Source organism: Glycomyces paridis (assembly GCF_004912155.1).
GTDB classification, from domain to species: domain Bacteria; phylum Actinomycetota; class Actinomycetes; order Mycobacteriales; family Micromonosporaceae; genus Glycomyces; species Glycomyces paridis.
This window is the reverse complement of record NZ_STGX01000005.1, coordinates 124003-137612: the sequence shown is the minus strand read 5'-3', so window position 1 is coordinate 137612 and position 13610 is coordinate 124003. Positions and strand designations below refer to the sequence as shown.

At 73.1% G+C, this 13610-nt stretch carries 13 protein-coding genes; 9 read left to right on the top strand and 4 right to left on the bottom strand.

Translation table 11 applies throughout. The features are described from left to right. The first annotated feature begins 63 nt into the window (after window positions 1–63). From E9998_RS08600 to E9998_RS08580, 5 genes are read left to right on the top strand one after another with little or no spacing between them, the layout of a single operon-like run. Window positions 64–1182: a WxL protein peptidoglycan domain-containing protein gene (locus tag E9998_RS08600; RefSeq protein WP_136529291.1), complete on the top strand. Its 1119-nt coding sequence runs from the start codon at window positions 64–66 to the stop codon at window positions 1180–1182. After that, window positions 1179–2675: an anchored repeat ABC transporter, substrate-binding protein gene (locus E9998_RS08595; protein ID WP_204745333.1), complete on the top strand. Its 1497-nt coding sequence runs from the start codon at window positions 1179–1181 to the stop codon at window positions 2673–2675. Before E9998_RS08600 ends, E9998_RS08595 begins: the two co-directional genes overlap by 4 nt. After that, entirely contained in the window at window positions 2672–4066 is a 1395-nt protein-coding gene (locus E9998_RS08590; RefSeq protein ID WP_136529290.1) for a TIGR03773 family transporter-associated surface protein, read from the top strand. The genes E9998_RS08595 and E9998_RS08590 overlap by 4 nt, the downstream gene beginning before the upstream one ends. Beyond that, window positions 4059–4802: an anchored repeat-type ABC transporter ATP-binding subunit gene (locus E9998_RS08585; RefSeq protein WP_136529289.1), complete on the top strand. Its 744-nt coding sequence runs from the start codon at window positions 4059–4061 to the stop codon at window positions 4800–4802. Before E9998_RS08590 ends, E9998_RS08585 begins: the two co-directional genes overlap by 8 nt. Continuing rightward, on the top strand, window positions 4799–5674 hold the full coding sequence (locus E9998_RS08580; protein ID WP_240037534.1) for an anchored repeat-type ABC transporter permease subunit: 876 nt from the start codon (window positions 4799–4801) through the stop codon (window positions 5672–5674). Before E9998_RS08585 ends, E9998_RS08580 begins: the two co-directional genes overlap by 4 nt. Window positions 5675–5746: 72 nt before the next feature. Here E9998_RS08580 and E9998_RS08575 read toward each other — a convergent pair whose 3' ends face one another. The 4 genes from E9998_RS08575 to E9998_RS08560 are packed head-to-tail and all read right to left on the bottom strand — an operon-like array spanning window position 5747 to window position 9984. Next, window positions 5747–6775, bottom strand: coding sequence for an NAD-dependent epimerase/dehydratase family protein (locus tag E9998_RS08575; RefSeq protein ID WP_136529288.1), 1029 nt, complete (start codon window positions 6773–6775; stop codon window positions 5747–5749). 19 nt (window positions 6776–6794) lie between these two features. Further along, a complete protein-coding gene (locus E9998_RS08570; RefSeq protein ID WP_136529287.1) occupies window positions 6795–8069 on the bottom strand; it encodes a hypothetical protein in 1275 nt (424 codons plus the stop codon). Further along, complete coding sequence (locus tag E9998_RS08565; protein ID WP_204745332.1) at window positions 8066–9301, bottom strand: sensor histidine kinase; 1236 nt, start codon at window positions 9299–9301, stop codon at window positions 8066–8068. The genes E9998_RS08570 and E9998_RS08565 overlap by 4 nt, the downstream gene beginning before the upstream one ends. Next, the gene (locus E9998_RS08560; protein ID WP_192907061.1) at window positions 9301–9984 is read right to left on the bottom strand and encodes a response regulator transcription factor; all 684 of its coding nucleotides are present in this window, start codon (window positions 9982–9984) and stop codon (window positions 9301–9303) included. The genes E9998_RS08565 and E9998_RS08560 overlap by 1 nt, the downstream gene beginning before the upstream one ends. A 113-nt stretch (window positions 9985–10097) precedes the next feature. Between E9998_RS08560 and E9998_RS26175 the strand changes: the two genes are divergently transcribed. Genes E9998_RS26175 through E9998_RS26705 form a run of 4 tightly spaced genes read left to right on the top strand, consistent with a single transcriptional unit; the run spans window position 10098 to window position 13375 of the window. Continuing rightward, window positions 10098–11384 carry a glycosyltransferase family 2 protein gene (locus E9998_RS26175; protein WP_136529285.1) on the top strand — a complete coding sequence of 429 codons (1287 nt, stop codon included), beginning with the start codon at window positions 10098–10100 and terminating at the stop codon, window positions 11382–11384. 10 nt (window positions 11385–11394) lie between these two features. Then, window positions 11395–12189 (top strand): S-methyl-5'-thioadenosine phosphorylase, encoded by a 795-nt coding sequence (locus tag E9998_RS08550; protein ID WP_136529284.1) that lies wholly within the window; start codon window positions 11395–11397, stop codon window positions 12187–12189. Window positions 12190–12236: 47 nt separating this feature from the next. Beyond that, window positions 12237–13241: a trans-sulfuration enzyme family protein gene (locus tag E9998_RS08545; protein ID WP_136529283.1), complete on the top strand. Its 1005-nt coding sequence runs from the start codon at window positions 12237–12239 to the stop codon at window positions 13239–13241. Then, window positions 13196–13375: a PLP-dependent transferase gene (locus E9998_RS26705; protein ID WP_275669497.1), complete on the top strand. Its 180-nt coding sequence runs from the start codon at window positions 13196–13198 to the stop codon at window positions 13373–13375. The genes E9998_RS08545 and E9998_RS26705 overlap by 46 nt, the downstream gene beginning before the upstream one ends. Window positions 13376–13610: the final 235 nt, after the last annotated feature.

Sequence of the window (13610 nt, the reverse complement as noted above, 5' to 3'; positions counted from 1 at the left end):
AGGGGCGGCCCCACCCACCTCGGGGCCGCCCCGCCCTCCCTCCACGCCACCCGAGAGACCTCCGTGAGCAGACCCGTCCCGACCACCGCCCGCGCACCACGAACGACCACGCCGTTCGCCGGTCGCCTCCGTAGAGCCCGGCTCGCCTCATGCACGGCGCTGGCCGGCTTGCTACTGGTCGCGAGCCCCGTTGCCGCCCAGGAGGATGCGGCCGAAGCCCCCGCCACCTGGGGTGTGAACCCGTCCTCTCAGGACGGACCCGACGGCCGCGCCGCCTTCGACTACGCGCTCGACCCGGGCGAGACGGTCATCGACTTCGTGGGCGTCTCCAACTTCTCGACCGAGCCGATCACGCTGCGGCTCTACGCCTCCGACGCCTACACCGGCGAGTCCGGCGCCTTCGACCTCCTTCCCTCCGGAACGGAACCGGTCGACGTGGGCTCCTGGATCGGCTTCAACGAGCAGACCCTCACCGTCGCCCCCGAGACCCGCCTCGACGTGCCGTTCGCGCTCACCGTGCCCGCCGACGCCACGCCCGGCGACCACGTAGGCGGGATCGTCGCCGCCGTCACCGAGGCGGCGACCGACGCGAGCGGCGCCGAGGTGCTGGTGGAGCGCCGCGTCGGCGCCAGGGTCCACCTGCGCGTCGCCGGGGAGCTCGATCCGCTCCTCAGTCCCGAAGTCGGACAGGCGACCTACCACTACGGGTGGAATCCGGTCGAGCCCGGCTCGATCACGTTCGACTACGAGGTGGAGAACACCGGGAACGTCCGTCTGCAAGGGACGCTGGTCGCCCGCGTCGCCGGGCCTTGGGACCTGCTCGCCCGGGAGGTCGTGATCGCGGAACTGCCGCAGATCCTCCCCGGCGACCGCTTCACCGGTACCGCCGAGATCGAAGGCGTCTGGCCGCTCGTCCGCCTGGACGCGGCCCTCATCGTCCGGCCCGAGGCGGTGGACGAGGCCGACCTCGAATCCCGCCTGCCCTCCCGCAACACCGAGGCGGGCCTGTGGGCGCCGCCGTGGTCGCAGGCGGCCGTGGCAGTGGCGCTGCTGCTGGTGCTCCGAGTGATTGTGATCCTCCGAAAACGGAAGCGCCGCAAGGCGACACAAGACGAGCACCGCAACGACGACACCTCCGATGCGGACCCGGTCCGCGACACCGAGAAGGGAACCGAGCCGTGAAGCCACATCGAGCCGTGCTCATCGCCGCCGCCCTGCCGCTCGTCCTCGCCGGTTGCACCGGCGGCGCCGGGACCGACGACACCCAGGTCGTCGTCACCACCGAGCTCATCAAGAACTGGACCGAGATCGTCGGCGGCGACCGCGTCGACGTCGCGACCATCGTCCCGCCCGGCGGCGACCCGCACTCCTACGAGCCGAGCCCGAGGGACGCGGCGACGGTCGCGAGCGCCGACCTCGCCTTCACCAACCACCTCCTCCTGGAGGACCACCCGCTCATCAAGCTGTTCGACGCGAACGTCCCCGAAGGCGTCCCCAACATCGCCCTCGCCGAGAACGCCGAACCCTACGGCGCCAAGCTCATCCCGCTCGTGGAGGACGTCGGGCTCGACGTGATCTGGCTCGGCTTCGGCGTGCGCGGCGAGACCGAGACCCGCACGGCCGAAATCGACATCCGCCTCACCGCCGCCACCGGCCCCGGCACCGTCGCGATGTTCCTCACCGACGCCTTCGGCACCCCGGAGATCTACTGGAACACCGCCGACGGGATCGGCGCCGACGAGTCGATCACCCTCCCGCCCGCGGCCCACACCCACGTCAACTGGACCTTCACCGAACCCGGCGTGTACGAGCTGACGACCGCCGCCACCGTCGCCGACGACGGCACGACCGCCGAGATCGGCGAGGCCACCTTCACCTTCGCCGTCGGCGTCAACCCGCGCGAGGTCCGCGAGGGCGCCACGGTCCTGGACGACGGCCACACCGACCTCACCGCCGACCTCGACACCGGGACCTTCGTCGTCCGCGACGACGAGCGCGGCGACCTCGACCCCGCCGACGTCGTGATCGACGTGCCCACCCGCTCCGCCGAACCGATCCCCGACGCCGAGGCGTTCGCGTTCCTCGGCGACGCCGGCCGGGAGGTCTACCAGCTCCCGCAGGCGGTGCTCGGCAAGCACGTCCACGGCGAGATCGACCCGCACCTGTGGCAGAACGTCGCCAACGCCAAGGCGTACGTCGAGGTCATCACCAACGCGCTCATCGAGATCGACCCGGACGGCCGCGAGGAGTTCGAGGCCCGCCGCGACACCTACCTCGCCGAGCTCGACGCGCTCGACGCCGAGGTCGCCGCCGCGATCGACACCGTCCCCGAGTCGGACCGGCAGCTCATCACCACGCACGACGCCTTCGGCTACCTCGCCGACCGCTACGGGATGCAGGTCGCCGGGTTCGTCGTCCCGAACCCCGCCGCCGAGCCCAGCGCCCGGCAGGTCGAGCAGCTGACCGAGACCATCGCCGACCTGGACGTGCCCGCCGTGTTCGTGGAACCCAACCTCCACGCCCGAGCGAGCGTCCTGCGCCAGGTCGCCGAGGACCAAGGCGTCGAAGTGTGCACGCTGCACGGCGACGCCCTGCCCGAAGACGCACCGACCTATATCGACATGATGCGGCAGAACGCCTCCGAGCTGAGCCGCTGCCTGGGAGGAGACTCATGAGACCCCGAACGACGCCGACGGTCCTGGCCGCGGCCGCCATCGCCGCCACCGTCTGGGCGAGTCCCGCGAAAGCGCAAGCGCCCGAAGGGATCGCCGCGTTCGAACCGGACGGCACCGGGCTCGCGGTCACGGCCCCCGCCGAACTCGCGACCGTGCCCTCCCTCGTCCCCGAGCGCGAGGACTTCGCGTTCCTCGGCGCGCCCGGCGACCTCGTATGGATCGCCGGGACCGCGGACGGCATCACCCACTCCACACTCGACGCCTCGGCCGTCGACGGCGATCTCACGCTCGGCCTCGACAAGCTCGAAGGCCCCGGCGACGCCTGGCTCTACACCTTCACCGGCCCCGGCCTCGCCGAACCGCTCGCCTCCACAGCGGACGGCGGCTCGTTCACCCTCCCCGGCGGGACCACCGCCGCGGTCGTCCTCGCCGTGGACGAACCGGGGGAGTACCGGCTCGAACTCGGTGCCCGCGAAGCGGTCTCGGACCACGGGAGCATCGCGCCGCGCTCCCAGGCCGCCACGGCGACCGCCACGGCCGTCTACTCGCTTACCGCTGAAAAGGTCACCGCCGAGGAGGCGGCGGTCATCGCCGCCGAGACCGAGCCGGGGAACGCCCAGGCCGCCGCGTCCTGCGAGGTCATCGCCGACGGCCACGTCGACATCGGCCCGCGCTTCGTGGACGGCGAGTGGACCGTCCAGCTCCGCGACGACCGCGCCGCCGAATCGGAGTGGCGCGACCTGGACGACACCGTGCTCCGGGTTCCCGACGCCGCGCTCTTCCCGATCCCCGAAGGCGACTACGGCTTCCTCGGCGAGACCGGCGACGACATCTACATGCTCCCGCAGGTCCAGGCCTCCGGCATCGTCTGGCCCGGCTGGAACACCCAGGACCCCGGCGTGATCGAAGGCGTCCCCGGAGCCGTCGACTGGAGCCTGGAGGCCGTGGACGGCCCCGGCGAGTTCACGCTCTTCCTCACCGGCACCTTCGGCGGCGCCGACGTGCTGTTCGACTCCTCCGAGGCGCTGCCGCAGACGATCTCGGTCCCGCAGAACACCCACGCCCACGGCAACTGGACGTTCTCCGAGCCCGGCGTCTACCGCCTCACGATCGCCTTCACCGGCACCACCGGCGACGGAGCCACGGTCACCGACACCGCCGACGTCCAAGTGGCCGTAGGCGATGCGAGCGACCCGAACGCGGCCTGCTCCGGCGGCGGAGGCGACTCGGACGGCACCGAGGACGACGGCGACGGCGGCTTCCTCCCCACCACCGGCACCGGCTGGCTCCTGTGGGGCCTCGGCGCCGCGACGGCCGCGGTCGTCCTCGGCGCCGTCATCATGGCCGCCACCCGTAAGTGCCGCAACGCCACCGGGGACGCCGATGTCTGAGGCCCTGTGCGTCCGCGACCTCACCGTCAGCCTCGGCGGCCGCCCCGTGCTCGACAAGGTCGACCTCGCCGTCGGTCCCGGCGAGACCGTCGGCCTCATCGGGCCCAACGGTGCGGGCAAGACCACGCTCCTGCGCGCCGTCCTCGGCCTCCTCAAGCCCGAGACCGGCACGGTCGAGGTCAGCACCATTGCAACAAGCACCGGCCGGCCCGGCTACGTCCCGCAGAAGCACGAGTTCACCTGGGACTTCCCGATCACCGTCCACGGCGCGGTCCTCAACGCCCGCGCCAGGTGGCTCCGCGGACCGAACCGCGACGACCGCGCGGCCGCCGCCGACGCACTCGACCGCGTCGGTCTCACCGACCTCGCGAGACGGCCCGTGGGGGAGCTGTCCGGTGGCCAGCGCCAGCGCGTCCTCGTCGCCCGCGCCCTCGCGCGCCGACCCGCGCTCCTGCTGCTCGACGAGCCCTTCACCGGTGTCGACGTCCCGACGCAGGAACTCCTCACCGGCCTCCTCGCCCGCCTCGCCGCGGACGGGACCGCGATCCTCATGACCACCCACGACCTCGCCCAGGCCCGCGCCACCTGCACGCGGATCTGCCTGCTCAACAGGGCCGTCGTCGCCGACGGCCCGCCCGCCGAGCTCACCGACCCGGACCTGTGGCTGCGCGCCTTCGGCGTCGCGGCGTCCGGGGAGCTCAAAGCCCTCCTCTCCGGAACGGAGCGACCGCAGTGATCGAATGGCTGGCCGAGCCGTGGTCCCACGTGTTCATGCAGCGCGCCTTCGCGGTTGCCGTGATGTCCGCGGTCGTGTGCGTCGCCGTGGGCGCCTTCGTGGTCCTGCGCGGCATGGCGTTCATCGGCGACGCGGTCGCGCACGCCGTCTTCCCCGGCGTCGCGATCGGATTCGTCCTGCATCTCAACCTGACGCTGTCCGGCGCGGTCGCTGGCGTCGCGACCGCGCTGGCGATCGTCCTCATCGGCCAGACGCGGCGGTTGAAGGAGGACACGGTGATCGGGATCTTCTGGGCGGCCTCGTTCGGCCTGGGCATCGTGGTGGTCTCGACGCAGCAGTCCTACACGGGCGATCTGACGTCGTTCCTGTTCGGACAGATCCTGGCTCTAGGCGACGGCGACGTGCTCCTGGTCGGCGTCGCGGGCCTGGCGCTGGTGGCGGCGACGTTCCTGCTGCGCCGCCAGCTCGTCGCCGTGAGCCTGGACCGGGAGACCGCCCGCGCGTCGGGCCTGCCGGTGCTCGCGCTCGACGTGGCCCTGTACGTCATGGTCACGGTGGCGATCGTGATCTCGCTTCAGGCGGTCGGGAACATCCTGGTCCTCGCGCTGCTGGTGACCCCGGCTGCCACGGCGCGGCTGCTCACCGACCGGCTCGGCCCGATGGTCCTGGCCGGCTGCGCGATCGCGGCGTTCGGCGCGGTCGCCGGCCTGTACCTGTCCTTTCACTACAACCTGGCCGCCGGGGGCCTCATCGTCCTGGTGATCACGGGCGTGTTCCTGGTCGCCTGGCTGTTCGCGCCCCGGCACGGCGTCGTCGCCCGTGCGCGTTCGACGCGTCGGCGACCGGTGCCCGCCGACGCGTCGAGCGGATGATCCGAAGTCCCTTACGCTTTCGAGGTGATCCGGTCTCCTCCGCGAGTGCGGGCCGCACCTCGACCACGAGCATCAACGGAGGGGGTCGCGGGCGAAGGCGGTCATGCCTTCGGCGAAGCCGGTCTCGGCCCGGAAGTCCAGCTTCTCGGCGGCGAGGTCGGGCGAGGCGACCACGTGGCGGACGTCGCCGAGCCGGTACTCGCCGGTTACGACGGGGCCGTGCTGCTCCGAGAAGGCCGCGGCAAGGGTGCGGGCCATGTCGCCGACGGTATGCGGTTCACCGCTGGCGATGTTGCAGGCGCCGGTCCATTCGCGGTCGAGGGCGAGGAGGTTGGCGCGGGCGACGTCGCCGACGTGGACGAAGTCGCGGGTCTGGCCGCCGTCCTCGAAGACGCGCGGCGCCGCGCCCGCCTCCAGGGCGCTGCGGAAGATGCTCGCGACGCCCGCATAGGGGGTGTCGCGCGGCATTCGGGGTCCGTAGACGTTGTGGTAGCGCAGGGCGCACACGGCGGCACCGGATTCACGGCCGTACAGGAACGACAGGTGTTCGGTGTGGACCTTGGTGGCGGCGTAGACGTTTCGGGGGTCGAGTGGGGCGTCCTCCGGCACGCTCGCCCAGGCGAGGTCGGCGCCGCAGCGGGGGCAGCGCGGTTCGAATCGCCCGGCGTCGAGGTCGGGGGCCCGGCGCGGTTCGGCGCGGACGTCGCCGTGCTCGCGGCAGCGGTATCGGCCCTCGCCGTAGACGACCATGGAGGAGGCGACGACGAGGCGGCCGCTGAACGAGCGGCGCCACAGCGCCCGAAGGAGGTTCGCGGTCCCGCCGTCGTTGTCGGCGACGTAGGCCGCCACGTCGTCGAAGTCGACGCCGAGCCCGACCCGCGCGGCCTGGTGGCAGACGGCGTCGACCCCTTCGACCGCTCGGCGGACGGCCTGCTCGTCGCGGAGGTCGCCGACGATGAGCTCGACCGAGTCCGGAAGGGCGGGCTTCTTCTCGTGCGCGGCGAGGGAGTCGAGGACCACCACGTCGTCGCCGCGTGCGGTGAGCCGGTCCACGACGTGGCCGCCGATGAAGCCGGCCCCGCCGGTCACCAGTACTCGCATGGGTCTGCCTTTCTCCGGGTCACCACGGCACCCACAGTGCGGCGGCGAGGACGACGGCGACCGCCAGCTGGAGGGCCAGCCACGGCCGGGGCCGTGGCAGGGCGCATCCGGCGAGGAGCACCAGGGGCATGAAGGGCTGCCAGATCCGCTCGGTCTCGGAGGAGGACATGCCCGACAGGTCGGCGACGGCGACGGCCGCGAGGCACGAGCCGACGACGATCCACATGCGGCGGTCGCGGAGGCGGGCCAGGGCCACCGCTGTCGCGGGGCCGAGCGCGAGCGCGAACACCGCGAGGTTGGCGATGAGGAAGTACCAGTAGCCGCGGACCGAGGCCACCCCGGCGTAGTAGCGCACACGTGTCGTCTGCAGGCCCTCGAACCACCAGTAGCCCCATGCGAGCGGCGCGAGCACGACCGCGCCCGCGACGGCGCCGCCGAACAGGAGCACGCCCCAGCGCCGCCGCAGGATCGCCACGGCGAGAACGGGAACGGCGAGCAGGGCGGCCGAGAAGGAGAGCAGGAGCGCGGCGCCCGCGAGCAGGCCGCCCGCGACCGTCAGGGCCGCCGCCCGTCCACCGGAGCGGCCGGTGGCGAGGACGAGGCAGGCGACGGCCGCGAGGGTCACGCCGCCGAAGACGATGTCGGCGTTGGTGTGCCAGAACGCGGCCGGCGCCACGACGAGGAAGGGCGCGGCCTTGCGGGCCGCCCGCTCCCCGGCGACGTCGCGGCCGATCGTCAGCGCGGCGACGATCGCGGCGGCGACGGCGAGTTGGATGACGATGTTCTGGAACACGAGTCCTTCGAGGCCGATGCGCTCGGCGGCCCAGAAGAACAGGACCAGGCCCGGCGGGTGGGACTGGAGGTGTACCGGGACGTCGCCCGCGAGCTGGACGGCGGTGTAGTCCCGCAGGAACGGCCCGAACCCGCCCGCGTCGTCGACGAGGTGGCGGTGGGCCGCGTAGTGGTACTCGGTGTCCCCCCAGATCCGCGGGTGGGAGTGGGCGAGCGCGAGCGCGAGGCTCAGGGCCGAACCGGCGACCGCGGTCGCGAGGACGGCGAAGCGCCAGCGCAGGACTCTTGCCGCGGCGGGCAGAACCGCGATGACGATCGCGCCCGTGGCGATCGGGACGAGCAGCACGGGGTCGAGCCGCCACTGCCACGCGCCGTACAGCGGCATCGCGCCCAAGTGGAGGTCGCCCTCAGTGGAGGCGAGTTTGACCTGGCCGAGCAGCCACACGAGGGCGAGGAGGGCGGTCCAGGCGAGGAGGGCGAGGGCGGTCCGGCGGCGGGTCACCGGCCCCCTCCGGCGGGCAGCCGGACGGTGAAGCGGCAGCCGGTCCCGGCGTTGACGACCGTCACCGATCCGCCGTGGGCCTCGATGAGGCCGCGGCTGATCGCCAGGCCGAGGCCGCCGCCGCGGTCGTCGCGTCCTCGCGCCTGGTCGCCGCGGAAGGCGACGTCGAACACGCGCGGCAGGTCGGCTTCGGGGATGCCGCCGCACTCGTCCTCGATGTGGACGATCGCGTCGCCGCCCTCGGCGGCGGCCCGGACGAGGACGGTGCCCCCGGCCGGGGTGTGCCTGATGGCGTTGTCGAGCAGGTTGTCCAGCGCCCGGCAGCACTCGCGGGCGGAGACGTCGACTGAGGGGAGCGCGGCGAGGCGTTCGATCACGGTGACGCCCTTGAGGTCGGCGGCGGCCGCCGATCCGGCGAGGGCGTCCGCGACGGCGTCGCACAGGTCGACCTTCTCGCGTCCGAGGCGCAGCGACCCGCTGTTGATGCGCGACAGCTCGAACAGGTCGCCGACGAGTGCGGAGAGCCGTTCGGCGTCGGAGCGGACCTGGGAGTGGTAGCGCTTGACGGTCGAGTCGTCGTCGACCACGCCGTCGTCGAGCGCTTCGGCCATCGCGCGGATGGTGGCGAGGGGCGCGCGCAGGTCGTGGGAGACCCAGGCGATGAGTTCGCGCCGCGAGGTTTCGAGGGCGCGTTCGCGCCGCTGGGACAGTTCGAGGCGGCTGGAGACGTCGGCGAGGTCGCGGGCGAGCGCGGCGAGTTCGCCGGGGCCGGTGACCGAGGGGGCGCGTTCGGCGCTGACGCTGCCGTCGCGGCCGACGATGGTGCGGGCGTAGGCGCCGACCTGTTCGGCGCCGGCGCCGATGTCGTCGCCGAGCTGCCAGGCCGCGCCGAAGGCGACACCGGAGGCCACGATGAGGACCACGAACAGCAGCACGAGGTCGTGGAAGGAGATGAACATGGCGAGTGCCGCGGTGACGACACCGGTGGCGGCGACCAGGACCGAGGAGAGGGCGACGGTCATCGTCTGGACGCGGGCGGGACGGTTGCGCAGCCGCCGCAGGACGACGCCGCCTGCGATGCCGGCCACGGAGGAGGCGACCGCGGCGGTGGCGACGAGGACGGCGATGTCGGCGGGCGGGAAGTCGAAGGCGACGGCGAGGGCGGTGGCCGAGGCCAGGGCCCCGGCGAGGATGAGCAGCGAGCCCGCTCGGCGGCGTCCGCGGTGCGGCATCAGGGCTCCCATCGGTATCCGACGCCGCGCACGGTCGTCAGGTGGCGGGGCGCCGAGGCCTCCTGCTCGATCTTCTCGCGCAGGCGGCGGACGTGGACGGTGACGGTGGAGGTGTCGCCGATGCTCCAGCCCCACACCGTCTCCAGCAGCTCCTCGCGGCGGAAGGCCCGTCCGGGATTGCCGAGAAAGCACACGAGGAGGTCGTACTCCTTCGTGGTGAGCGTGACCGGTTCGCCCTTGCGGCGCACGACGTGGGCGACGGTGTCGATCTCGACGTCGCCGCCGGTGAGGACCGGGGCGGTGTCGGGGGCGGAGCGGCGCAGGACCGCGCGGACGCGGGCGGCGAGCTCGCGCGGGGAGAAGGGCTTGGTGACGTAGTCGTCGGCGCCGAGGTCGAGTCCGGCGATGCGGTCGTTCTCCTCGCCGCGGGCGGTCAGCATGACCACGGGGATGTCGGTGGTCCGGCGCAGGCGGCGGCAGACCTCGAAGCCGTCCATGCCGGGCATCATGAGGTCGAGGACGACGAGGTCGGGCAGGGTCGCCAGGGCGCGTTCGAGTCCGGTGGCGCCGTCGGCGGCGTAGTCGACCTCGAAGCCGTCTCGGCGCAGGTAGCGGGCGACGACCTCCGCCAGCGCGTGGTCGTCGTCCACGACCAGCACACGCGGGTCGGCTTCAGAGCTCATACGAATACGATGCCCGATCGCGCGCGCCTTCGTCATCCGATGGGCCGAGACTTTCGCATACCGTAAGAATCGTCCGTGCCTCGGGGCGCCGTCCGATCCGTAGCATCGGACCCATGCAGCGGACCCATCTCCTCGTCCTGGCGAAGGCCCCGGTTCCGGGCCGGTCGAAGACCAGGCTCACCCCGCCGTTGACCACTGTGGAGGCCGCGTCCGTGGCCGAGGCCGCGCTCGCCGACACGTTGGAAGCGGTCGCCGGATGCGGCGCCGACCGGCTCGTGCTCGCGCTCGACGGCGAACCGGGACCGTGGCTGCCCGCCGGATTCGAGGTCGTTCCCCAGGTCGAGGGCTCCTTCAACGAACGGCTCGCCGCGGCCTGGGCGCACGCGGGCGGGCCGGGACTCCAGATCGGCATGGACACCCCGCAGGTGACACCGGGACTGCTCGACGCCGCGCTGGCCGCACTGGCGGACGACGGATTCGACGCGGCGCTGGGCCCGGCCGAGGACGGCGGCTGGTGGGCGCTGGGCATGGTCCGGCCGCACCCGGAGGCGTTCGCCGGTGTCCACATGAGCCGGAACGACACCGGTCTCATGCAGCGCAAGCAGTTGGAGGCGCTCGGCCTCTCCGTTGCCGACCTGCCGGTGCTCCGCGACCTGGACGACGCCGCGGACGCCCGTGCCATCGCCGCGCTCGCCCCCCGCACCCGCACGGCCCGGCGCATCCGCGAGCTCCTCGATCCCGTCGGCGTCGACGTGGTCCTGCCGGTGCTCAACGAACGCGAGGCGATCCCCTGGGTGCTCGGGCACATGCCGCCCGGGTACCGCCCGATCGTCGTCGACAACGGCTCCGACGACGGCTCCGCCGAAGTCGCCGCCGGTCTCGGGGCGACGGTGGTGACCGAGACGCGCCGCGGCTTCGGATCGGCCTGCCACGCGGGACTCGCCGCCGCCACCGCACCCGTGGTGGCCTTCATGGACTGCGACACCTCGCTCGACCCCGCCGACCTGCCGCGGGTGTGCGCACCGGTCCTGGCCGGCGAGGCCGACCTCGTCCTGGGCGCCAGAGACGCCGAGGCCGGGGCGATGTCGAAGCGCAACCGCCTCGCCAACCGCTACCTCGCCGGGCAGATCCGCCGCCGCACCGGCGCGCACGTCACCGACCTCGGCCCGATGCGGGCGGCCCGCCGCGAGGCCCTGCTGGGCCTCGGCATCGCCGACCGCCGCTCGGGCTGGCCGCTCGAAATGGTGCTGCGGGCCGGACGGGACGGCTGGCGGATCGCCGAACTGCCCGTCCCGTACCGCCCCCGCGTCGGCAGGAGCAAGGTCACCGGCACCCTCGGCGGCACCCTCCGCGCCGTCAAGGACATGCGCGCCCAACTGGCGCGATTCGACGAACGATGAGGAGCACACCTTGAACGAGACCGCCCCCCGGGCCGACATCGGCGTCTTCGGCGGCTCCGGCTTCTACTCCCTCGGGGAGGACGCCGAGACCTGGGAGGTCGAGACCGAGTGGGGCCCGCCCTCCGCACCGGTCACCGTCGCCCGCTTCGGAACCGTACGGGTCGCGTTCCTGCCCCGGCACGGCGTCGACCACCGGTTCCCGCCCCACCGCGTGAACTACCGCGCCAATGTGGACGCCATGCGACGGCTCGGCGTGCGCGCCCTGATCTCGCCGTTCGCCGCCGGTTCGCTGCGACCGGAGATCAGGCCCGGCGAGTTCGTCGTCTGCGACCAGCTCGTCGACCGCACCTGGGGCCGGGAGTCCACCTTCCACGACGAGTTCACCGACGGCCCGGTCCACCTCCCGTTCGCCGAACCGTACGACCCGCGGCTGCGCCGCGCGCTGCTCGACACGGCATCGGCGACCGGCGTGACCGCGCACGACGGCGGCACCGTCGTGGTCGTCAACGGCCCCCGCTTCTCCACCCGCGCCGAGTCGCGCTGGCACCGCGACGCGGGCTGGCACGTGGTGAACATGACCCAGTCGCCCGAGGCGCCGCTCGCCATGGAGGCGGGTATCCCGTTCGTCGGCATCGCGCTGGTCACCGACTACGACGCCGGGCTCGACGAGGACCCCGGCATCGCCCCCGTGACCGACGCGGCCGTGCTCGCGGTCTTCGAGTCGAACCTGCACAAGCTCAGGCGGCTGCTGGAGGCCGCGATCCCCGAAGTGGACCGCGCGCTCGCCGACGTAAGCGAAAGTTAAGGACAATTCGTTGAGCGGCGGCTTCCCCACACCGTAGCCTCGGCCAGATGAGCGACATGCCAACGCGGTTCGACACCCTGGCCGTGCACGGCGGCGAGCCGAGGCCCGCCGCCGGCGGCTCGGTGGTCTTCCCGATCTACCAGGGCACGGTGTTCGAGAGCGGCGACGACGGCGACGACGTCCCGTACATCAGGCTGGGCACCAACCCGACCCAGCGCCACCTCCACCACCGGCTCGCGGTCCTGGAGGGCGCGGAGGCCGCCGTCGCCACCGCCTCCGGTATGGCCGCCATCGCCACCGCGCTCCACAGCGTGCTCGGCTCGGGCGACCACCTCATCGCGGCGGGCTCCTTCTACGGCGGGACGCACCAACTGCTCGCCGAGCACGCCGAGCGCCTCGGCTGGACCTTCGACCTGGTCGACCCCGACGACGAGGAGACCTGGCGGCGGGCGCTGCGGCCCGGCACCAAGGCGTTCCTGACCGAGACGATCACCAACCCGCTCATCCGGGTCGGCGACCTGGCCGGCATGGCCCGCTTCGCCCGCGAGCACGGGCTGACCTCCATCGTGGACAACACGCTCGCGACACCGGTGGTCTTCCGGCCGCACACCGTGGGCTTCGACCTGGTGTGCCATTCGGCGACCAAGGCGCTCAACGGACACTCGGACATAGCCGCCGGGGTCGTGACCGGATCGGGCGAGCGGATCGAGCAGGTCGCGTCGGTACTGCGGGCCCACGGCTCCAGCCTCGACCCGCACGCGGCGTTCCTGCTCGCCCGCGGGCTCAAGACGCTCGCGCTGCGCGTCCAGCGGCAGAACGCCAACGCGATGGCCGTCGCCGAATACCTCGCCGGTCACGAGCGGATCGCGCAGGTGCGCTACCCGGGCCTGCGGACGCATCCCGACCACGAGCGGGCCTCCGCGCTCTTCGACGGCTACGGCTCGGGCTCGCCTTCCAGCCGCTCGGCGGGGCCGAGGCAGCGGACGCCCTCATCGGCTCGCTGCGGGTGCCGTACGCGGCGTCGAGCCTCGGCGGGGTGGAATCGCTCGTGACCCGCCCGGCCGCGGGAGGGCACTCCGCTCCGGACGCCTTCCCGGGCCTCCCGGACGACCTCGTCCGCTTCTCGGCGGGCATCGAGGCCGCCGACGACCTCATCGCCGACCTCGCCCGGGCGCTCGCGACCTGAGCACTCCAGGCTGATACGGCGACCCCGACGCCCTGTCCGGCGGGGACCGGGCAGCGCTCGATGCGCACCCCGCGCACCCCGGCGCCGACCCGCGAGGCTCAGCACCGCGGCGCGAACGGCGGCGGCCCCAAGAGCCTCGGCGTTCGACGCGCGGGCGGCCGAAGGCGTGTGGGTTCGAATCCCAACCTGGCAACCCGCACCCGCGCGGTCGCCGGGGACCGGCTCGCTTGTTTAG